The organism is Crocosphaera sp. UHCC 0190 (genome assembly GCF_034932065.1).
Taxonomy (GTDB): Bacteria; Cyanobacteriota; Cyanobacteriia; order Cyanobacteriales; family Microcystaceae; genus UHCC-0190.
Genome location: NZ_JAYGHP010000003.1, coordinates 146444 through 167885, shown reverse-complemented (window position 1 = coordinate 167885; position 21442 = coordinate 146444). Strand labels below are relative to the sequence as shown.

20 protein-coding genes and 1 pseudogene are annotated in these 21442 nt (G+C 40.4%); 9 read left to right on the top strand and 12 right to left on the bottom strand.

The window, feature by feature from the left end; translation table 11 throughout:
- Window positions 1-127 precede the first annotated feature (127 nt).
- On the top strand, window positions 128-1282 hold the full coding sequence (locus VB715_RS06260; RefSeq protein WP_323300338.1) for a UDP-sulfoquinovose synthase: 1155 nt from the start codon (window positions 128-130) through the stop codon (window positions 1280-1282).
- Between the two features lie 98 nt (window positions 1283-1380).
- Here VB715_RS06260 and VB715_RS06255 read toward each other — a convergent pair whose 3' ends face one another.
- Together VB715_RS06255 and VB715_RS06250 are read right to left on the bottom strand one after the other, a co-directional pair.
- Window positions 1381-3561 carry an AAA-like domain-containing protein gene (locus VB715_RS06255; protein ID WP_323300337.1) on the bottom strand — a complete coding sequence of 727 codons (2181 nt, stop codon included), beginning with the start codon at window positions 3559-3561 and terminating at the stop codon, window positions 1381-1383.
- 19 nt (window positions 3562-3580) lie between these two features.
- Complete coding sequence (locus VB715_RS06250; RefSeq protein WP_323300336.1) at window positions 3581-3949, bottom strand: response regulator; 369 nt, start codon at window positions 3947-3949, stop codon at window positions 3581-3583.
- 176 nt (window positions 3950-4125) lie between these two features.
- Here VB715_RS06250 and sat point away from each other — a divergent pair, with 176 nt between their 5' ends.
- The 5 genes from sat to VB715_RS06225 all read left to right on the top strand — a co-directional run bounded on the left by sat (window position 4126) and on the right by VB715_RS06225 (window position 10500).
- Entirely contained in the window at window positions 4126-5292 is a 1167-nt protein-coding gene (gene sat, locus VB715_RS06245; RefSeq protein WP_323300335.1) for a sulfate adenylyltransferase, read from the top strand.
- 107 nt (window positions 5293-5399) lie between these two features.
- Complete coding sequence (locus VB715_RS06240; protein WP_323300334.1) at window positions 5400-7628, top strand: caspase family protein; 2229 nt, start codon at window positions 5400-5402, stop codon at window positions 7626-7628.
- A gap of 208 nt (window positions 7629-7836) precedes the next feature.
- The gene (locus VB715_RS06235) at window positions 7837-9492 is read left to right on the top strand and encodes a DUF6930 domain-containing protein (RefSeq protein WP_323300333.1); all 1656 of its coding nucleotides are present in this window, start codon (window positions 7837-7839) and stop codon (window positions 9490-9492) included.
- Between the two features lie 115 nt (window positions 9493-9607).
- The gene (gene dndE, locus VB715_RS06230; protein ID WP_323300332.1) at window positions 9608-10003 is read left to right on the top strand and encodes a DNA sulfur modification protein DndE; all 396 of its coding nucleotides are present in this window, start codon (window positions 9608-9610) and stop codon (window positions 10001-10003) included.
- Between the two features lie 23 nt (window positions 10004-10026).
- Window positions 10027-10500: a DUF29 domain-containing protein gene (locus tag VB715_RS06225; protein ID WP_323300331.1), complete on the top strand. Its 474-nt coding sequence runs from the start codon at window positions 10027-10029 to the stop codon at window positions 10498-10500.
- Window positions 10501-10561: 61 nt separating this feature from the next.
- Here VB715_RS06225 and mscL read toward each other — a convergent pair whose 3' ends face one another.
- The 3 genes from mscL to VB715_RS06210 form a co-directional block, all read right to left on the bottom strand.
- Window positions 10562-10996 (bottom strand): large conductance mechanosensitive channel protein MscL, encoded by a 435-nt coding sequence (gene mscL, locus VB715_RS06220; protein ID WP_323300330.1) that lies wholly within the window; start codon window positions 10994-10996, stop codon window positions 10562-10564.
- Window positions 10997-11123: 127 nt separating this feature from the next.
- The gene (locus tag VB715_RS06215) at window positions 11124-11954 is read right to left on the bottom strand and encodes an alpha/beta hydrolase (RefSeq protein WP_323300329.1); all 831 of its coding nucleotides are present in this window, start codon (window positions 11952-11954) and stop codon (window positions 11124-11126) included.
- A 3-nt stretch (window positions 11955-11957) separates the two neighbouring features.
- Entirely contained in the window at window positions 11958-12371 is a 414-nt protein-coding gene (locus VB715_RS06210; protein ID WP_323300328.1) for a hypothetical protein, read from the bottom strand.
- Window positions 12372-12467: 96 nt separating this feature from the next.
- Between VB715_RS06210 and petN the strand changes: the two genes are divergently transcribed.
- Both petN and VB715_RS06200 read left to right on the top strand, forming a co-directional pair.
- Window positions 12468-12557, top strand: a complete 90-nt coding sequence (gene petN / locus VB715_RS06205; protein WP_323289469.1) for a cytochrome b6-f complex subunit PetN — start codon at window positions 12468-12470, stop codon at window positions 12555-12557.
- Between the two features lie 4 nt (window positions 12558-12561).
- Window positions 12562-12705 carry a hypothetical protein gene (locus VB715_RS06200; protein ID WP_323300327.1) on the top strand — a complete coding sequence of 48 codons (144 nt, stop codon included), beginning with the start codon at window positions 12562-12564 and terminating at the stop codon, window positions 12703-12705.
- A gap of 52 nt (window positions 12706-12757) precedes the next feature.
- On the opposite strand, the gene VB715_RS06195 is transcribed toward VB715_RS06200, so the two are convergent.
- Entirely contained in the window at window positions 12758-13858 is a 1101-nt protein-coding gene (locus tag VB715_RS06195; RefSeq protein WP_323300326.1) for a hypothetical protein, read from the bottom strand.
- Between the two features lie 214 nt (window positions 13859-14072).
- On the opposite strand from VB715_RS06195, the pseudogene VB715_RS06190 reads away from it, so the two are divergent.
- Window positions 14073-14681, top strand: a pseudogene (locus VB715_RS06190) (RNA-guided endonuclease InsQ/TnpB family protein); the annotation flags it as partial.
- A gap of 484 nt (window positions 14682-15165) precedes the next feature.
- Here VB715_RS06190 and VB715_RS06185 read toward each other — a convergent pair.
- The 6 genes from VB715_RS06185 to VB715_RS06160 form a co-directional block, all read right to left on the bottom strand.
- The gene (locus VB715_RS06185; protein ID WP_323300325.1) at window positions 15166-15381 is read right to left on the bottom strand and encodes a hypothetical protein; all 216 of its coding nucleotides are present in this window, start codon (window positions 15379-15381) and stop codon (window positions 15166-15168) included.
- 136 nt (window positions 15382-15517) lie between these two features.
- Window positions 15518-15973, bottom strand: a complete 456-nt coding sequence (locus tag VB715_RS06180) for an NUDIX hydrolase (protein ID WP_323300324.1) — start codon at window positions 15971-15973, stop codon at window positions 15518-15520.
- A gap of 123 nt (window positions 15974-16096) precedes the next feature.
- Window positions 16097-17482 (bottom strand): argininosuccinate lyase, encoded by a 1386-nt coding sequence (gene argH / locus VB715_RS06175; RefSeq protein ID WP_323300323.1) that lies wholly within the window; start codon window positions 17480-17482, stop codon window positions 16097-16099.
- 43 nt (window positions 17483-17525) lie between these two features.
- Entirely contained in the window at window positions 17526-17768 is a 243-nt protein-coding gene (locus VB715_RS06170) for a hypothetical protein (protein WP_323300322.1), read from the bottom strand.
- Window positions 17769-17791: 23 nt separating this feature from the next.
- Window positions 17792-19207, bottom strand: coding sequence for a PP2C family protein-serine/threonine phosphatase (locus VB715_RS06165; protein ID WP_416336913.1), 1416 nt, complete (start codon window positions 19205-19207; stop codon window positions 17792-17794).
- 332 nt (window positions 19208-19539) lie between these two features.
- Window positions 19540-21348 (bottom strand): hypothetical protein, encoded by a 1809-nt coding sequence (locus VB715_RS06160; protein ID WP_323300321.1) that lies wholly within the window; start codon window positions 21346-21348, stop codon window positions 19540-19542.
- Window positions 21349-21442: the final 94 nt, after the last annotated feature.

Below are 21442 nucleotides of genomic sequence, written 5' to 3'. Positions count from 1 at the left end.
AAGATTCATCGTAAACCGTTCCTTAGAAGATGATAGACTGACCTATTAGGCACAAAACTATTGGTCTAGGAAGTACCAAGATCTGGTACATTTACCAAAAATTGACAAAGTTATTTATTGAGTCAGTATGAAAGTTCTGGTTATTGGCGGTGACGGTTATTGCGGTTGGGCAACCGCCCTACATCTTTCCAACAAAGGCTATGAAGTTGGTATTCTCGACAATTTGAGTCGGCGATATTGGGACTCACAATTAGGGGTAGATACTTTAACGCCCATTGCCCCCATTCAGAAGCGCATTCAACGTTGGCAAGGTTTAACAGGGAAAACCATTGATCTGTTTGTGGGAGATATTACAGACTATAGCTTCTTAAGTCAAGCGTTACATGAGTTTGAGCCTGGGGCCATCGTCCATTTTGGGGAACAACGTTCCGCTCCCTATTCCATGATAGACAGAGAACACGCAGTTTTTACCCAGGTAAATAATGTGGTAGGGACGCTGAATATTCTCTACGCCATGAAAGAAGATTTTCCCGACTGTCACCTGGTTAAACTGGGAACCATGGGAGAATATGGGACTCCCAATATTGATATTGAAGAAGGGTATATTACCATTGAACACAATGGACGGACAGATACCTTACCCTATCCCAAACAGCCTGGCAGTTTCTATCATTTAAGTAAGGTACATGATAGTCATAATATCCATTTTGCTTGTAAAATTTGGGGACTCCGGGCCACTGATTTAAACCAAGGGGTGGTTTATGGGGTGTTAACGGAAGAAACGGGCATGGATGAAATGCTAATTAACCGTCTCGACTATGATGGGGTATTTGGCACAGCTTTAAACCGTTTCTGTATTCAAGCAGCGATTGGTCATCCTTTAACAGTTTATGGTAAAGGTGGCCAAACCAGAGGATTTTTAGATATTCGGGATACAGTGCGCTGTGTGGAATTAGCGATCGCAAACCCTGCTGATACCGGACAATTCCGCGTCTTTAACCAGTTTACTGAATTATTCAGTATTGGGGATTTAGCCTTGATGGTGAAGAAAGCGGGTAACTCTTTAGGATTAAATGTAGACATTAATCACTTAGAAAATCCCAGAGTTGAGTTAGAAGAACACTATTTCAACGCTAAGAATACTAAGTTATTAGACTTAGGGTTACAACCTCATTATCTCTCTGATTCTCTCCTTGATTCTTTGTTGAATTTTGCGACAAAATATATTGAGCGAGTGGATAAAGAACAGATTTTACCCCAAGTTTCTTGGCGGAGAAAGTGATTAATAATTGACAATGGATAATGGATAATTATTCATTCCTTGTAGGGTGGGCAATGCCCACCTTACTTAATATCAAAAATCTCCCTATCTTGTCTATATTATAAATATCTCTCAATCCAATTCTTATCAAAAATTTCTGTATAAATAGGGTTATGAATAGTCAGACATTGGTTATTTTTAATCACTAAACCCGATAAAATTAATTCTCTTTCTTCTTCTTCATCCAAGGTTAAACAGTCTGGTTGCTGTAAAATATTTTGATAGCGTTTTAATAATTCAGTACGATTTATAGGACTTTGTAAAATTCGGTCACGAATGGTTCTTAAATGTTCGGGTTCATCTTGAGATTCCCAATTTTCTATAATTTGCGATCGCACTAATTTTTCTACCCATTGACTTTCTTTGTTTTCGGGAATTTCTTCCTGAGAATTACGAATTAATTGACAAAGCTTTTGAGTTAAAAAGGGTTGGCCATTCGTCCAATATAAAACCGATTTTAAAACCGCTTGGGGACGACTTACCTTTGATTTTAAACCTTGTAATAAAGGTTGTGCTTCATGAAGTTGAAACCCTTGTAATGGAATAGCTTGACCAATATTAAAGGGTGTTCTTTGTTTATCTTGGAGTAATTGAGATGGACTTACAACCCCCAACAAAGCAAAAGTTAGACGTTTATAATCGGGATTATCTACTCTTTTATTATAACAGGTTCTCAGAAAAATAAAAAAGTCATCAATAGCAAAATCAAGACTTAAAACACTGTCAATTTCATCAATAAAAATAATAATTTTTTCAGAAATATGTTTTAAAACAACCGTTTGTATAAATTCACCTAAGCGTTGGAGAGGAGATAAAAAATCATGAGCTTTCCACCAATTTCTAAAATCAATTTTATCAATTAAATCTAAATTACTAATTAACATATAAATAAATCCTGCATACCATTGTTCTATGGTAAGTTTCCGATTGCCAATTTCTGATAAATCAATGGCAGCACAAGCAAATTTTTCTGCTTGTAATCGTTTCATTATTTGCACCCTTAAACTAGATTTACCCATTTGTCGTGCATTTAAAATATAACAAAATTCTCCTGATTTTAAGGCTTTATAGAGATAACGATCAGCCGAACGAACCACATAAGTCGGGGCATCCATCGGCAAACTACCCCCCACTTGATAATCATAAGTTGATAACTTTTCTTCTGTTCTTAATAAAGCATTTTCAATGACTAATTCTGCTTGAGTTGCTTTGAGTATTTCTAAGGTTTCTGTTAGTTCTTGAGTCCTTTCTTTGACGTTTTTTTCTAAAGTTTGACTGTATTGAGATAATTGCTCTTTTGTTTGTTGTAAATCAAGATTTTTTTGCGCTAATTCTTGGATAAAATGAAGTCGTTCGGCCTCCGCTTGTTGCCGTTGAGTAATATCTTGAAAAGCAGCGATCGCATAGGCAATATTTCCTTCTTGGTCGTAAATTGGCCTCGCCAAAACTTCTAAGGGAATTCGGCTATTTTCATGACGAATTTCTAGATCAGAAATAGTATGATTTTGTCCTTGTAAAGCGCGAAAAATTGGCAGGTCATGAATTGGATATTTTTTTCCTGTCGTTAAGCAATAAGGTTGATAGATTTTGTGTAATTCTTCAAGGTTTAAATTCTTGAGAAGTTGTTGTCCGAATATTTGTTGTGCTTGTTCATTCGCATAATAGGGATAACCTTGACCATCAATAATAAAAATTCCGACGGGAACAGCCGCTAAAAATTGGGTCAATTGTTGCTCATTGAGACGTAAAGCTTCTTCAACTTTTTGACGTTTATTAACTTCTTGTGTGAGATCTTTTAATAATTGTTCTTGGGCCTCTCTAGCGGCTTTTTCTTGTGCTAAAGCGGCTTTCATTTGCTGGACATGATTAAGGGTTTTATTCGTGGTAATTTCTAAATCTTTAAAATCAATTGGTTTAGTCAAAAAATCAAAAGCTCCTCGGTTCATAGCTGCCCGAATATTATCAAGATCACCATAAGCTGAGATAATAATCGCTTTGATAATTGGATCAATTTCTGTGAGCTTACTTAAAAGTGTTAAACCATCCATTTCTGGCATATAAATATCCGTGAGAACAATATCAATGTCCCCATGAGTTTGTATTTTTTCTATCGCTTCTATTCCATTATGAGCAAAGACAAACTCAACCTGTTTTTGACGCAATTTTTTCCTGAATTTTTGTCTGATTAATAATTCAAGATCGGATTCATCATCAACAACCAAAATTTTGGGAACTTCCATAATATTTATTTAGAAAATCTTAAATTAAATGATGAATTTTCTCTTTCAAATGCTCAAATTGAAGAGGTTTAGTCAGATAATCATCTGCCCCATATTCGAGGGCAGTTTGATAATTAATTTCATCCCCATAGGCCGTGATCATAAATACTTTAATTTGGGGATACTCTTGTTTAATAATCTTTAATAACTCTAACCCATTCATGCCTGGCATATTAATATCCGCCAAAATAAGAATTAAATGATTATCATTTTCCTGGAGAGAAGTTAAGGCATCCTCTGCGGAAAATACAAAAGAAAAATCAAGTTTTTTTTGTTTGATTTCTTTTCTAAACTTTTGCTTAAACAAGAGGGTTATATCTTGTTCATCATCAACGACCATCACATTCATGTTGGAGACTTTTCCTGAAATGGGGAACAACTGAAAACCAGAATGGAGTCCATTAAGGGGTTAGGACACCATGCTAAATTAATCATATCGAAATTTACGAAGATAAAAACCAAACAGTTAACCCAAAGGTTCTCAGTCCCTGGTACGATAAATCCTGGCAGCTATCACAAAATATTATGAACACACCAATAGATGGAATTGCACCCCATGGCGGTCAATTAATTAATCGTATCGCCACCCCTGCTGAACGGCAAGAATTTCTAGCCCAAGGGGATCAATTGCCCAGAATTACTCTAGACGAGCGAGCAACCTCTGATCTGGTAATGATCGCCATTGGAGGGTTTAGTCCCCTCAAAGGGTTTATGGAACGGGCCGACTATGAAACCGTAGTCGAACAAATGCACTTGACCAATGGCATACCTTGGGCAATTCCTGTTACCTTATCTGTTAGCGAAGACGTGGCTGACTCCCTTAAAGAAGGGAATTGGGTAAGATTGGATGATCCCGAAGGTAACTTTATTGGAGTTTTAGAATTAACTCAGAAATATCACTACAACAAAACCCACGAAGCTGTTAACGTTTACCGAACCGATGACATCAAACATCCAGGGGTTAAAGTCGTTCATGAGCAAGGGGCAGTTAATTTAGCCGGGCCAGTATGGTTATTACAGCGAGATGAGCATCCCTTATTTCCTAAATATCAAATTGATCCCGCCCAATCTCGGCAATTATTTAAAGAGAGAGGATGGGCAACCGTTGTCGGATTTCAAACCCGTAACCCCATTCATCGGGCCCATGAATATATTCAAAAATGCGCCTTAGAAATCGTTGATGGCCTGTTTTTGCACCCCTTAGTTGGTGCCACCAAAAGCGACGATATTCCGGCTGATGTGCGGATGCGTTGTTATGAAATCATGATGGATGGTTATTTCCCCAAAGATCGGGTAATTTTAGCCATTAATCCCTCAGCCATGCGCTATGCCGGCCCCAGAGAAGCCATTTTTCATGCCCTAATTCGTAAAAATTATGGCTGTACCCACTTTATCGTCGGACGGGATCATGCTGGTGTGGGGGATTATTATGGAACCTACGATGCTCAATATATCTTTGATGAATTTGCCCCAGATGCCTTGGGCATTGTGCCAATGAAGTTTGAACACGCTTTCTATTGTAAACGGACTCAACAAATGGCCACCACCAAAACCAGTCCCAGTGAGAAAGAAGAACGAATTCATCTATCAGGCACCAAAGTCAGGGAAATGCTACGACGGGGAGAAATGCCCCCTCCAGAATTTTCTCGGCCAGAAGTGGCAGCAGAATTGATCAAAGCCATGCAGGGCTAAAACAGTAAATCAGGGAGTTAGGCAGAAAATAACCGCAGATTTTTCACCCTAACTCCCTGGAAACATTAGACTATTAGGGTATCTTCCCAAGAGAGCAGACAGGAACCATGAAATGGGATCGGCGGACTTTTTTACAGACCTTACTCACCTGGGGGGTCGGTCAAGGGAGCCTGGGATGGCTAAACAACAGAAATAAATTAGACCAATACTATCAAACCCTAGCAGAACCCACCCACCGTAAACTGGCCTTATTGGTAGGAATTAATGATTATGCCGAGGATTTTGACCTCAAAGGATGTCTAACGGATGTCGAACGACAAAGAGAATTATTGATCTATCGCTTTGGGTTTCAACCTCAAGATATTCTTACCTTGACGGGAAAACAGGCCACCCGTGAAGGTATCGAAACCGCCTTTTTAGAACATTTAGTGACCCAAGCTAAAGCCGGAGACGTAGTTATCTTCCACTTTAGCGGCTATGGGAATCAGGTTAAAGTGTCCCCTGAAGTGGCTCTCACTGTCACTGAGGGACAAGTAAGGGGATTGATTCCTAGGGATGGGATACTTTTGAACCAAGGAACCCCGACCACGGATAATATTCTCGAAGACACCTTAATCTTATTAGGGCGATCACTGGCCACAGAAAAACTGACCCTCGTCTTAGACACCAGTTATCATCCTGTCAGCCCAACTCTGCCAAGTAATTTACGGGTGCGTTCCTTCCCCTATGCTAGCCTACAAATTAACCCAGAAGAACTAGCCTTTCAAACTCAACTGAAAAGTCAACTCAAAAAAAATACTCCTAAGGATCAAGCTTTGTCCATGCCTGGTATTGTGCTATGTGCTGCTGGAAATGAGCAAGTCGCCGCCGAAATTAAAGGCAATGGATTTAGTGCGGGCCTATTTACCTACGCCCTTACCCAATACTTGTGGGAAGTCAGCCCCGCCAGTCAAGTCAATGTTACTTTAAACAAAACCAGAGAACAAATTATCCCGCTTCTGGGGGAACAACAACAACCCGAAAAAGGCAACAACCCCAAACAACCTCTCTTTACCTATTACCTACTGCCCACCATTAATCAAGGGGCCGAAGCCGTAATCAATGGCATTGAAGATCCCAGCACTGCCAGCGTAAAACTCACAGGAATACAGGCCCCCATTTTGCGACACTACGGGCTAAATTCCTGTTTCCGCCTTCTGTCTACCCCCTCAGTGGTGTTGCAACTGCGTTCTCGTGAAGGATTAAAAGGCAAAGTCCGTTATCTTAATCCTGAGCAGGCCCCCCAATACCCCCTAGAAGTCGGGCAACTTCTCCAAGAAACCATCCGCTGTTTGCCCCGAACCCTAGGGCTAACTGTTGCTTTAGATCAAGGATTACAGCGAATTGAACGGGTTGATGCGACCAGTGCCTTTTCTGCCATTACCATTGTTTCCTCGGTGATTACTAGCGGAGAACAAGCGGCTGACTGCGTTTTAGGGGTGAAATCCTCATCAACTCCCCCCCCAGAAGGCTCAGACTCAGACTCAACCACCCTAGAACAATATGGCTTATTTCTGCCTGGAGGCGTTCTGCTGCCCAATACTCTTGGCAAGTCAGGAGAAGCCATTAAATCAGCCGTTGAACGGTTACATCCCACCCTGGAACGACTATTAGCTGCGAAATTATGGGGCTTAACCCTCAATGAAGGCTCCTCCCAACTGCCCTGGCTTGTCACCCTGGAAGGGCTTGATCCTAACCCCCAGCCCTTAGTACAACGCCAAACTACCAGAACGGCGGGAGCTAACCCTAGCCTTCATCTATCACAGGAAATTTTGACGGCTGTTGCTTCGGAGGCCAACGGGTTGCTCCAAGTTTCACGGGGCAGCCGTTTACAATATCGTCTCGAAAATCGAGGGGACAAGTCCCTTTATTATGTGATAGTCGGGATCGATAGTCGGGGTCAAGCGATCGCTTATATTCCTCCCTTCAGTGCCATAGAAACAGAAGAAGAAAACATGGCAGTCATTGCCCCTGATGTAACAAAAATCGTTCCCTCCCCCGCCAGCAGATTGACTTGGACAGTTTCGCAAACCCCAGGATGGGAGCAAATTTTAGTGATTGCGTCACTTTCTCCTTTTGCACAAACCCTCAAGGCCTTGCAAAAATCCCCAGGATTTAAAGCCAATACTGCCCAAATTCTGACCTTAGAAAATCCCTTAGAAATTGCTCAATCCTTGTTACAAGACTTAAATGCGGCCAGTGCCGTCAAGAGCGAACTATTAGACACAAACCCCGATAGTTATGCCCTCGCTCTTCGCACTTGGTCAACCTTAAGCTTTATTTATCAAGTGGTTTAATCCTCAAATTCCTGGGGCCAAACCCAGGTTAGTTTGATTTAGGGAAAGTTGAGAAAGGGATATAATCTAGATAATAACCTTTGGGCAACTCTTCCTGACTGTTGCGTTGAAGACTTTGGGTGTATGCCCCTAAGCTACTCAATTTAACGATTGCACAGGACTGGGTTTTGCTGTGCCAAATCGGTTCACTCCATCTAACATGAGTTGTATGAATAATTTGCCTCAAACCACAAAACGTCGGCTTCAAAAAATCCCCCAGATTCCTAGTGTCTGGGAAGGCGATCGCCGTTCTGTCGCTGGTCTTCGAGGTATGTCAGATTCAAAAAATCCCCCAGAAGAAGAATGTATTATTTGGGTGGATGGCTCGGAAGGGGTGGTGAGAGCGATGGATATTACCCCCACTGATGCTGGCCCCGAAGCCGTCGTGCGGACCCTATTACGGGCCATGGAAAATCCCCACAGTCCAGCCCAACCAGCCCGCCCCCAAAAAATTGTGGTGCGTAACCGCGAATTACAATTTTTCCTGCGGGGAGCCTTACAAAGTTTGGACATTGCTATTGATTATGTGCCAAATCTCCCCTTAATTGACCAACTGTTTCGTAGTTTTGACGAGGTTGAACAAACTCGCCCCCCAGTGCTTCCCCCAGACTATGAACCGTTACTGCTGGAGATGGCGAGGCAGGTTGAAGAGGCGGCCCCTTGGGATTTGTTGGCTGATCATGACATTATTGCGGTGGAAATCAATCGTTGGGAAGTTGATACCATCTATATTTGTGTGATGGGGATGTCTGGACAAGAATATGGCTTAATCCTCTATCGTTCTCTGGAGTCCCTGAAAAAGTTTCGTCAAGCAGCATTAAGCGAAAAATCAACCAATCAGCTAGAACAAGCTTTTTTAGCACAAGACTGTTGGTTTTTAAATTTTGAATCCGAAGACGACTTCTCTGATGAGGATGAGCATGAGGATGATTATCCCTTTGACTGGGAGGAGACAGAGGAAGGGGAAGAAGAAGAAATGCGGCCTCAATTTGGTAGTATTCATCCTTATGAGGGTATTCGGCCCTTTTTAGATGAGGATGAGGCTAAAATTGTTTATTATTCTCTCCAAGCTTTTCTACGTTTCTTTGATCGCAATCAAAGAGCTTTGCATCATGATCCCATCGGAGACATCCAAAAATCCTATCGTTTTTCTCTCTCCTCAGAAACTCAAGAAGCTGAGTCGATTTCCCTAAAAGTATCAACTCTTCCTGAGTTAACGGCTGAATTTATGGAAATGTTGGAAGAGATGGAGGATGAGGACGATGAAGATGACGGTAACGTTCAATTACCCATCCACGATGATTTAATTCCTGAGAATGCTTTTTTGAGTTTGGGCATGATCCCTTGGGAAATTATTGAAAGTCTACAACATAATCCTAAAACTTATTATCACTCTCAAGGGGCGATCGCTAAAGGGGAAGGACTCCCTGTTATTTTGGTGCAAACCTCTCGACCAAAAGCGAAACAGATGATTCAAACTCTACAAGATGCGGGAGATCTCAAGGCAATTTGTTTTAACCCAGGGGAAGATCCTTGGGAAGAAATGATGTACGATTTAGGGATTTTACAAGCAGGAAACGGTTCCTTATTCATTTTTGGTGAATTTATGGAAGATGATCCCGAACATACCCAAGCTCGTAAAAAATGGGAGCGTCGCTGTCAACAAACGGGGGGCTATTGTGGGTTAATTGTGGCGATGGGAGTAACAGGGGGTTCTCGCGGAAATCCTCAGTTACAGGATATGTTAGCTGTCTTTGAAGCAAAATCTCTCGATGCTGAAGGCTTGGCTATGGGAGTTTTACGTTTAATGCCTCAGTTTGATTAACGTCTTCAGGATTTACAACCATACCAGATTAAAAGGGAATGGGTAAATCCTGATTAAAATATTCTTACTTGCTCAAATTGTTTAACTTTTTAATCACGATTAACTATTAATTAAAATGGAATCTCCCATTAAACAAATACGTCTCTCACAAACGGCAAAAGAGCAACTAATTAAACTCAAAAGATATACTAAAATAGAACAGTGGAATATCTTGTGTCGTTGGGGGTTTTGTCGTTCCTTAATGGAACCTAGTATTCCCTCTCCTGTTCCAATTATTCTGGACAGTAACGTAGAAATGACCTGGCGAGTTTTTGGGGGAGAAATGGCAGATATTTTATTAATCGCTTTGAAACAACGTTGTTATCAAGATGGATTAGGAACCGAGAAAGAAACCCTAATTCATCAATTTAGACTCCATTTACATCGTGGTATTGGCTATCTTGCCGGGGATATTAATATTAAGAAAATTGAGAATTTACTAGAACTTTCTTGTGAAAAAGAGAATGGGTAATAGTGTATTGAGGAAGCCCAAAAATGACATCAGACATTGTAGAATCAGAAAGCCAACAAAAAAATGATTTATATGATAAAGATTATTATTTATGGGTTCAAGAAACCATTAAATTGTTACAGCATAAAAAATTCAATGCAATTGATTTAGATAATTTAATTGAAGAAATGGAAGACATGGGAAGAAGTGAGAAAAAAGCTGTCACCAGTAATTTAAGAATTCTTCTGATGCACCTTCTTAAATATCAATATCAACCAGAAAAACGAACTAATAGCTGGTTATTTACAATTAGAGAACATCGAAAAAGATTAAAAGAAGCATTTAAAACCAGTCCCAGTCTAAAAAACTATTATGGTGAAGTCTTTTCAGAATGTTATCAAGATGCAAGAGAATTAGCTACTGATGAAACAGGGTTATCTATTGAAATTTTCCCAAAAACTTCCCCTTTTAGCATAAATAATACCCTTGATACTAATTATTTACCTGATAATATATAGCGTTTCTCAGACTCACAAGATACACTCTAATTTTTCCCTATTGCCTATTCCCCATTCCCTTTTAAGAAGATTGATTTTGTCTTTCAATTGTGTCAGCTAATCTTTCCATTGCTGTTATTAATCTTTCTTGATCAGTTATGATTTGAGATACCTGTTCTTCTGCAATAGCTTCCTCTTGACGAATTAATCTTTTTTTCGCCATTTCAAAAGAGCGAATTATCAAAAATAAACAAAAAGCAATGACTAAAAAGTTGAGAATAGCAGCGAGAAATAAACCATATTGAATCCCAGCAATTGACAATTCACTTAATTTCTCAACTCCACTAGCTTTCATCGCTGGATTAAGAATAACAGGTGTAATAATATCCTCTACAAGAGAATTGATAATTTTGCCAAAAGCTCCCCCAATGATAACAGCTAGTGCCAAGTCAATGACATTACCCCGCATAATAAAGTCTTGAAAGTCAGCTAATAAACCTCTATTTCTTCTTGTCATGATTTTTCTGCCTTTAAGTCATGTTTTGTGGAAATCATACAATTTAAGAGACATAATTCAATATTTTTAATGGTTGATGTCGTTAAATGTTAATAATTATTCAACCAACTTAAATTATGTCAACAAATTATGAATTTAAACTGAAATGAGATATCGTACAATTCTTAGCCAACCAGCTATCAATATCGGTAAGAACCTGTTGAGGAATTTCCCAAGGAAAAAGATGAGCCGTATCAGGATAACAAATATAATGAGAATTGCTGATTTTTTTGGCAGTTTCTTGACTAGATATTGCCGTAATATGACGATCTTCTGAACCCGCTAAAACTAAACAAGGAATCTCAATTTGAGGTAAATCGTCAAGACGATTATAACCAGATTTTAGGGCATTAGATAAAGCTTTATTAGCTTGTTTAGAAGTTTTTAAATAAGCTTTAACGCCATACTTAGCTAAATATTGATAAGCTAAAGAAGTCTGTTGACCTATCAAATAACGAAATAGTGATCGCTTACCAAAAGTTTCAATATTCCATTGCCAACCTGGGTTAAAATAATTTAAAACACCAGCAATTCCTGCATAAATTAATGCTTGAGACGTTACCCTAGGATGATTACTCCAAGGACGAGCAGCAGAAGCAATTAAAATTAATCCTGTAAACCTTTTCGGGTAACGTAAAACTAATTCTAAGGCTAAAATTCCTCCCAAAGACCATCCTAATAACAAACATTTCTCAATTTTTTGATTATCTAATAAATTGATTAAATCTGTGAGATGATCTAACATTTCAAACTGATTTTGATAACGACTTTTTCCATAACCCCTTAAATCAGGAGATATGGTTAAAAACCGTTGAGAAAGATGGTCTGTAAACACCGATAAACTATGACCAGAACCAGGATGGCCATGTAAACAAAGAATTGGATAACCTTGTCCTTGAATGGTAACGTGAAGATCCATAATTTAACTATTAAAAGGTTTAATCCAACGACGATGAAAGGCAAAATCTAGAGTTAAACGAGCAATCGTAAAACAGACAATACTTTCAATACCTAATAAACTTAATTGTCCCAAACTATCAAGAAAATTAGTAGACATTTCTACCGGAACTAAACCCCGTACTAACCCAAAAGCAAACACGGCACCATCCTTAAGATGACTATTATTATCATTACGAATGATGTAACGATAAGTAACAGCAAATAGAAAGCCACTAATTAAGGCGATCGCCATTTTTAATCCCAGAGAAAGAAGATCAAAAGAATTATTTGCCCAAAAAGCGTAATTCAGTCCCCAGGTGACAAGATAGGAGACAGTAAAGGCGATCGCACCTAGACATCCTGCTTTTACCGATTCAAGGCGTTCTAAATCTGACACAACAATTAACCCAACTATCCACAAGCTCACCAAATAGAAGTATCATAGTTCCTGTAGTTTTGAAACACTCACGTCATTTTTTAGACATAAATCGCTATGGATATTTTAGCTCTTGGTTGGGTTAGCATTTTAGCCTTATTTACTTGGTCTATTGCTATGGTTGTTTGGGGACGGAACGGCTTCTAGACTCGTGGAAACATCAACTATCCTCAACATACTCTTTCTCACTGCCTTCGCCTTGCTCATTTTAGTGAGTGGCGGTATTCTCTATCTAACAACTGTAGAATGGCGCGATCGCCGTCGTCAAGACCGAGATAAAAGAGGCGAACGCTAAACCTTTGACTGAGGGACGAAACTTCGTCCCTCGCTCCTTATTAACATATTTTTTATTTTGATAGTCGGGGCAAAAAACCAGGTAAATCAACCTTAGCTTTGGCCGCTTCTTCCTTCTTACTGCGATCAATACTAAAACTAAAGGGAACTGGACTATGAATGATTAATGATTGAGGGGATGAGACAATACTGCTGGAGGAAGGGGGATGATCAACCACCTGTGAGTCCATTTCTTGAGAGGTAGCATCAGCAGATGAGTTGGCTTCAACAGCTTCTTGATTTTCAACGATTTTAGACGAATCGGCTGTCAGAGAAAATAACTGTTCTAGGGTTTGATCGATAGCATCCGTTGAAGATTTTGGGTTAGACGACTGAGACTGAGATAATTCTTGTTCAACAGGGGTTTCCGGTTGACCAGACCAGGGTTGAATCGGAAGAATTTTAGGAGTCAAGGGAGCAACAGAATCAGTTGGTGTTGGGACAGCTTGGGTCTTGGCTTTTCTGGCACAATTGCTTAAACATTCATCCAAGGCGGCTTTATACTGTAGGGTGTAACGCTGCTGTCGTTGGAGACGGGTCTGTAATTCATTGACCTGCCGTTGAGTCACCATTAGCTGATTAGTCTTATCTTGAGATTCTTCTTTGAGTAAAGCGCATTCCCGTTCGAGTTGGGCAAAGGTTTCTTGAAGGGTTCTAAACTGTTGCTGTAAGGTTTGAATCTGAAATTGTTGACGTTGGGCCTCTTGCTGAGATAATTGAAGTTGTTCGAGTAGGTTGCTATTTTGGGCCTGAGTCGTCTGGAGTTGGCTGGTTTGTTCACTGGTGAGAGACTCAGTCTGACGCGATCGCTGAATCTGCTCTTGAAGTTGTTGCCGAGAAATAGCCAAAGCCTGCTCTAATTTAACAATAGTATCGAGTAATTCCCGATTTTGCCCCCGTAGTTTCCGGGCCAAGTTAAACCAGTCTCGATTAAGGGGAGAATCCTGATCCTTTACGATAGACAAGGGGATCGCTTCCGTTAATGACATAGTTTCCTCTACCACATCGTCCGTCAGGATCTCAGGGTTAATCGCTTCTGGGTTAGCGGGTTCAAAAGTGGGAGCATTTGGTTCAAACTCACTGGAGAAAGGCGGCTCAGGATGATAGTTACCCATAGGAATATAACTTAAATTTAGCTCTAGAGATATAGATGGGATCTCCAGAGATTTAGTTTCTTAACCATGACCGAAAAATCAGGGGTTCAAGCCCCGCCGTTTACGGCGCACAGTCTCAATATTTTATGTTATACTGAGTTTACGCTCACAAGTCTTGCGTCAAATGATAGTCTACGAGTTCAAAGTCAAAGGAAAAAAACATCAATACCAAGCTGGGGAAGAACGACTAAGATTTTATCAACGTCGGGTTTCTCGTAAAAAGAAAGGCTCAATCAACCGAAAAAAAGCCATTAATAAGCTTGGTCGTAAACACCTTAAAATAAGTAGGCAACGTGAAGAACACGCTAAGAGACTAGCCCGTTGCGTAATCCAATCTAACGATTTGGTCGCCTATGAAGATTTGAGGATTAAAAACTTAGTTAAAAACCATTGTTTAGCACCCCCCAACCCCCATTACTAAGGGGGGTTGGGGGGTTGATGCTGGTTGGTATCAATTCAGAAAATGGTTAGAATATTTTGGGGTAAAAATGGGGATGGTAACTGTTGCTGTTAACTCTGCATATACTTCTCAAAATTGCTCTAATTGTGGTGCTGTTGTTAAAAAATCCTTATCTACAAGAACCCATATTTGTGCTTGCGGGTGTCAATTAGATCGTGATGAAAACGCAGCTATTAATATTCTTAATCGAGCCTTGGGTACGACGGGTCACGTCGGAACCTGGATCTTAGATCCGAACGCTTCAGGAGATTTGTCCTCTACTGTTGTTGGTTCGTCCTGGGACAGCAAGACGGGTCATTGATTGAAGAATCCCCGTACCTTTAGGTCGGGGAGTGTCAAAAATCTAGTTTATATAAATTCAAGAAAATCAACAATTTTCAATTAAATTGTGCCTGATTAATCCTGAAGCTTAGAGGATTTTTCGGATGCCGATCCCTTCGCTTGTCTTTCATGCTGGAAAAGCTGGAAATTAATTAGTTAAGGCGATCGCTTTACGCTCTTGATGGGGAATACTATCAATAAGCCAGACTATCTTCTTTGGTTTTGAGGGTATTGAAGATGGTCAGAGTTGATTAAAAGAGAAACTTGATCGCAGTTGTCAGTTGAGTTGCTGTGGGGAGACTAGGCAGTATGGAATAGCTTAAGCAAACTCTACAATTAAGGAATTGGTTACAATCATGATGGATCTAGACAAAGAAAAGCGAGTTACCTTTAAGAGTGTTGCTTGGGTATTAATTTTGATAGGTTTATGTCAAATTAATCCCCTAATGGCTCTAGGTTTTATCTGCTCTTTTTGGGTAATTTTCTATTAAAAAAGTTGCTGATCAATTGTGTTAATTTTCCAGGCTCCTCTATTTCTAATCGGGGAAATCCAATAGGTTGCGCCGCATTTTGGACAAGCTAAAATAGCAGCTAATTCTGCTTGACTGTTAAGGGTAAGTCCATGATTTTCACAATCTGGACAGGTATCTAAGGCTAAAGTTGCCCAGAGGTTTAGATCGACAGTAACACCCATAATCTTCATTGTCTTATTCTCAAAAGTTGTTGATGATCTCTTTAAGAATAACCAGGGATCATGGGTGATGTCAGTCCTATTTTTAAGGGAAATTAAAGTTCCCAGTGGTCTCCTCACATAGAAATAGGTGGAAACAAGCGGAGTTTTAAGCCAAAACTGTTAATCCTTGTAAATAATCCCTTAACTGGCGGTCATGATCATGGCTAAGATTACCCAAAGGTAATTGATCGCGGGAAAAGGCTTCAACTTCTAGCACTTCTAACTTATCTATTGCTGCCATGATTCCCGTCACTTCCGCTTCTACTAAAACAGAAATTGAATGAATTCTCGGATCACGATTAGGGGACGAATAAACCCCAACCAACCGACAAATTTTCACCAATTCTAACCCCGTTTCTTCTTTTAACTCTCGTGGAATAGTCGTCAGCAGATCTTCACCCCAATCAACAATTCCCCCTGGTAGTCCCCATTTTCCCGTATCTTGTCGTCGAATCAAAACAATACGCCCATCCGGTAAGATAGGAATGATAGTTGCCCCTGTAATGGGATGTCGAAAAATAATCCCCATCACAGTCTTAATATATCGCCACAATTGACCCATTTTGACTAATATTTGACTAATAAAATAATTGAAAGGCCAGCGCGGTTAATTATAGCAAGAGTCTGAGGGAAGGGGGAGATTAGGGTCAAGGGCCAACAACCGTTGGCCCCTAGTCTATTAAAATTATCCTTCAAGTTGAGTTTTTGCTCTTTCAATGGCTTGACGAATTTGCTCAAACCCCGTTCCACCATAGCTGTTACGGGCAGCTACCACCTGTTTAGGGGCGATCGCTTCATAAATATCGGCCTCAAATTTAGGATGTAATTCCTGCCACTCTTCCAGGGTTAAATCTTTGAGTAATTTACCTGCCGCTAAGCTACTTTTAACCACCTTTCCCACTAAATTATAAGCCTCACGGAAAGGAACTCCTCTTGCTGCTAAATAATCAGCCACATCCGTCGCATTAGAAAAGTCTTCGGCTACTGCTTGGGCTAATCTTTCATGACGAAACTTAATCCCTTCTCCTAATAAAATGGTCATCGCTTCTAAGCAAGCTTTAACGGTTTTTACCCCATCAAAGATAGCTTCCTTGTCTTCTTGGAGGTCTTTATTATAGGCTAGGGGTAATCCCTTCATTAAGACCAACATCCCCTGTAAATGTCCAAAAACACGCCCCGCTTTGCCCCTTACTAACTCAGGAACATCAGGATTTTTCTTTTGGGGCATAATACTTGATCCAGTGGCACAACTATCAGTTAAACTGATAAACCCGAATTCTTGGGAAGACCAAAGAATCATCTCCTCACTCAAGCGACTGAGATGCACCATAATTAAACTGGCCGCATTGAGAAATTCAATGGCAAAATCCCGATCACTCACCCCATCTAAACTATTGCCATAAACCTCCTGGAAACCCAATAATTCCGCGCTGTAATGGCGATCAATGGGAAAAGTGGTTCCGGCCAAGGCCCCACATCCCAAAGGGGATATATTGGTACGCTGATAAATTTCCCCTAATCGTTCCCAGTCTCTTTGTGCCATCTGAAAATAGGCTAAGAGATAATGAGCGAGGCTAATGGGTTGGGCCCGTTGTAGATGAGTATAACCAGGAATCAGAGTTTCCACATTTTCTTGAGCATGATTCAGTAAAACTTGCTGAAATTCCCGAATGTAGCCACGAATTTGGGTGATTTGATCCCGTAAATAGAGGCGGATATCCGTTCCCACCTGATCGTTACGGGATCGCGCTGTATGGAGTTTTTTCCCCACATCCCCAACAATTTCCGTCAACCGTCGCTCAACGGCAAAATGAACATCTTCTTGGTCAATACCGGGATTAAAGTTACCGGCGCGGTATTCTTGACGAATTTGTTCTAACCCATTGACCAATTGTTGGGCTTCTTGCTCGGAGATAATACCTGTTTTGGCCAGCATTTTGCCATGAGCGATCGAACCCGTCAAATCGTATTCAATCAGTTCGATATCAAAGCTAATGCTTGCGTTAAATTCAACAATAGCGGGGTGCAAGCTACCTTCAAAACGATCGCTCCAAGTCTTTTTTTCTATCACGGTTAACCTTTTTCGCAATTAATAATCTGGTTTACTTAAGTTATTAGGCAGTAAACGACCGAAACATATAGCCAATCACAAATCCAATCCCTAAAGCCCAAACTTGTCCCGATTCAATGAAGTTTCTCCAGGACTTCTGAAATTTGCCGATGATATCTGGATCTTCAATTCTTTGGGCGAACAAGTGACCTAACTCAACCCAAGGGTTACTAAGTAAGGATACATTGTCTGGCCAGGAAACGAGATGAGGCATGGCGAGATGGATACTCGGATCAAACAAGAGCATGAGGACTTTCCTAAAGTAATCGCTTAGGGCGATGATTTTATCTGCATAACCACTAAGGTCATGTCATCACTGTTATTATTGCCTGAACCAATAAATGCCTCGATTTCCTTAAATAAATATTCAAGAATGTTTTGAGGATGCTCATATTTTTGACATCCTTCTTCAAAGACTCGTATCAGATTTTCTTCATCAAAGCGTTGACCTTTTTGATTAACCGCATCGGTAAAGCCATCGGTATAGTAGAGGATGATATCACCGGGGGTTAATTGAACGCGGCCATCTTCATACTCAGAATCGGGATCTAAACCAATTAACATCCCTTCTGTATCCAGTTTAGTGATGGTTTGGCTAGTTCCTTGCCACAAGAAAGGGGGATTATGAGCGGCATTACTATAGGAGAGAATCCGCGTTTGGGGATTATATTCTGAATAAAAGAGAGTGACAAAGCGGTGAGAATTGTCTAAATCAGCATACATCACCCGATTGAGATGTTGCAGAATCTGGGCGGGAGAGTGACGGTTTAAGACTTCGGCCCTCAACATTCCCCTCGTCATGGTCATAATTAAGCCCGCAGGAACCCCTTTTCCCATGACATCACCGATCACAATGCTCCAAGGCACACAGGTAGTAGGATCGCCCTTCTTAATTTCTTGATCTTGACGTAGCTGATCGTAATTAGTGGCAATAAAATCATAATAGTCACCCCCGACTCGGTTGGCGGTTTGACAACGGGCGGCTAATTCTACCCCTTGAATGATCGGGCATTGACGAGGCAACAAACGCAATTGAATTTCTGAAGCAATTTCCAGTTCTCGATCTTGTCTTTCTTTGGAACGAAGTTCTACGGTTAATTCATTATTGGCGATCGCAACAGCGGTTTGATCGGCTACTAACTGAAGCAATTTCCGTCTAGTTTGTGTCCAGATATATTCTGGATCGGTACTAAAGACGTAAATTCTTCCCCGTTCAATATTTTTCACCAGGATCGGCGTACTATACAGCCGAATTCTTGTTCCCAGTGCTTGACGAATTTGTTCATCTAAGGAAAGGGGTAAAGCGGGGGGAACAAGCTGATGATTCGTTTGATCAATAATTTGGGTAATGGCCTGTCTAATGGCTTGGGCGGTTTGATGATCTTGGCAATGTAATTGTTCTAAGGAAACTTGACCTTGGGTTTTATATAACACCAAGGCACTGCCATCAGCATCTGTCACCCTGGCTGCCATTAAGGGAGTCAGTTCTAAAAATTGATTAAGGTTGTTAAAGCTTCGTAGGGCAAATCCTAGAGAACTTAACAAATTTTGAATTTTATTTTGCTCTCGATATAAGCTGGCAACCAGTTCTTTTAGGGCAAAAACGGGGGTTGACTCTGCTTTGGGGCTACGAGTCATTGTGTCTGTTTTGGGAGTAGGCTGGCGGGGAATAGGCACGGCAGTCATGATATCAGGCGGTGAGGACATGGGTTGATAACCGACAGTAGTTTCTCTATCCTAGACCCTGAGCTTTTGGAGAAGATCGATCACCTAGCTAAAATTTTCAGTATCCCTTTTCGGTTGATACTGGGGTTGATTATTCCCATTTTTCCAGTTAGCAAAATCCCTTACTCAAATCAGGGCTGGTTAATGATAGCGTTAATTTGTCATGATGCCAAGAGATATCAGGAAAAATTTTAGCTTCTTTTTTGGCAAGCTCCATTAAAAAATCGGGATACAATAATTTGCTCCCGATTTTTTGCCTTTGGCTCTCCCGTACTTAAGCTGATCAGAAAACTTTAGGAAGATGTGTGAGTTTTCGCTGATTCGAGCATTTCTTCCATCAGAAAGGAATCATCTAAATGCCCATTTTGAATGGTATTATCATCAAATAAATCATCCCAGTCTGCACTTTCTCCTGGTTTTATGGACTCATTTGCCTTCAAATTAACGGGTTCATCTGCTTGTAAGAAGTTGAGAAATTCCTCATCCGGTTGATCACCACCCTCACCTAAAAGCTCAGCAAAGGGATCGTTAGGATCGACAGGGTTCTTTTCATCGTCTGAGCCAAAAATATCAGCAAAGGGATCTTTTTCGTTGGCCGCGGCAGAAACTTCTAAACTGCCTGTTGTTTCTTCTTCGGTTGGCATCATCTCCAAGAAGTCTAAGTCAGGTTTGCTTTCTTCCTCTTGAAATAAACCATTGATGGCTTGATGATTGTCCTCGATAGGATTATCTAACTCAAGTTTTTCTATTTCTTCGTCTTGAAGTGCTGATAATAACTCAATATCAGGATTTGATTCGGATTCGTTTACTATTGTTCCTTCGGCGATAGTTAATTCTTCTAAGAAGTTATCAGTTTCGGTTTTGGTTTCCGTCATACTAATTTCTTCTAAGAAGTTATCAGTTTCGCTTTCAGTTTCCGTTACTGTCATACTAATTTCTTCTAAGAAGTTATCAGTTTCAGTTTCGGTTTCCGTCATACTAATTTCTTCTAAGAAGTTATCAGTTTCGGTTTCCGTTACTGTCATACTAATTTCTTCTAAGAAGTTATCAGTTTCGGTTTCCGTTACTGTCATACTAATTTCTTCTAAGAAGTTATCAGTTTCGGTTTCGGTTTCCGTTACTGTCATACTAATTTCTTCTAAGAAGTTATCAGTTTCGATTTCGGTTTCCGTCATACTAATTTCTTCTAAAAAGTTATCAGTCTCTGATCTATTTTCAAATTCTGCTAACTCCTCGGTTTCATTTGAGAAGAAATGTTCTGATTTTTCCCTGTCTAAGCTGGTTTCTTCAGAGGTAGCTAATTCCTCTAAATTAGCTAATCCCCCTACTCCCATCATGCTTTCTTCTACACCCATGGTTTCTGCAGGAGATTCATTAGAGATCACTGTTGGTTTTTCCAAGCTTTGAATCTCTTCTTCATGAGCTTGTTGTAGTTCGAGAATTTGGGTTTGATAAGTAGATTCAATTTCTCTCAGTTGAGTTTGATGTGCGTGATCTATCTCTTCTAGCTGGGTTAGATGAGCTTGGGCTAAATCGGCGATCGCCTGTTGATGAGCTTGCTGTAATTCCTGAATTTGCGTCTGATACGCTTGTTCTATTTCTTGAATCCTGGCTTGGGTGTCTTCTAAATTTTGAGAATTCCCTTGAGCTTGCTGTAATTCTCGAATTTGGCCTTGATAAGCTTGCTCAATTTGTTGGATACGGGTTTGATAAGATTGTTCCGTTTCTTGAATGCGGGTTTGATAAATTTGTTCTGTTTCTCTGACTTGGGCTTCTAGTTGTTCGATTTCTTGAATACGAGACGCTAATAACTCTAATTGTCCGATTGTACCTTGTGCCTGGGCCAGTTCTTCGGCTTTGGCTTGATACATTTGCTCCATTTGCCGGAGCTTACTTTGATGTAGTTGTTCAATTTCTTGCAGTTGTGAGGGAGCTTGCTGTCCTTCTTGCAATTGCGTCTCAGCTTCTGCTAGAGCTTTTTCTGTCCGTTCTAACTTACTTTCTGCACTGTGTAGCTTCCTTTGAGCAGCAGAGGCACTTAAAAAATAAGTGGCGATCGCACCAATAATTAAACCTATAACGATTCCAATACCAATACTCATAAATATTGTCTCCAAAAGTTTTGGGTTCGGTTATTTTCAATATTCCCAGAATCGCTGTCTTTATTAACACGCGATCGCCAGTTGGGTCATTTTC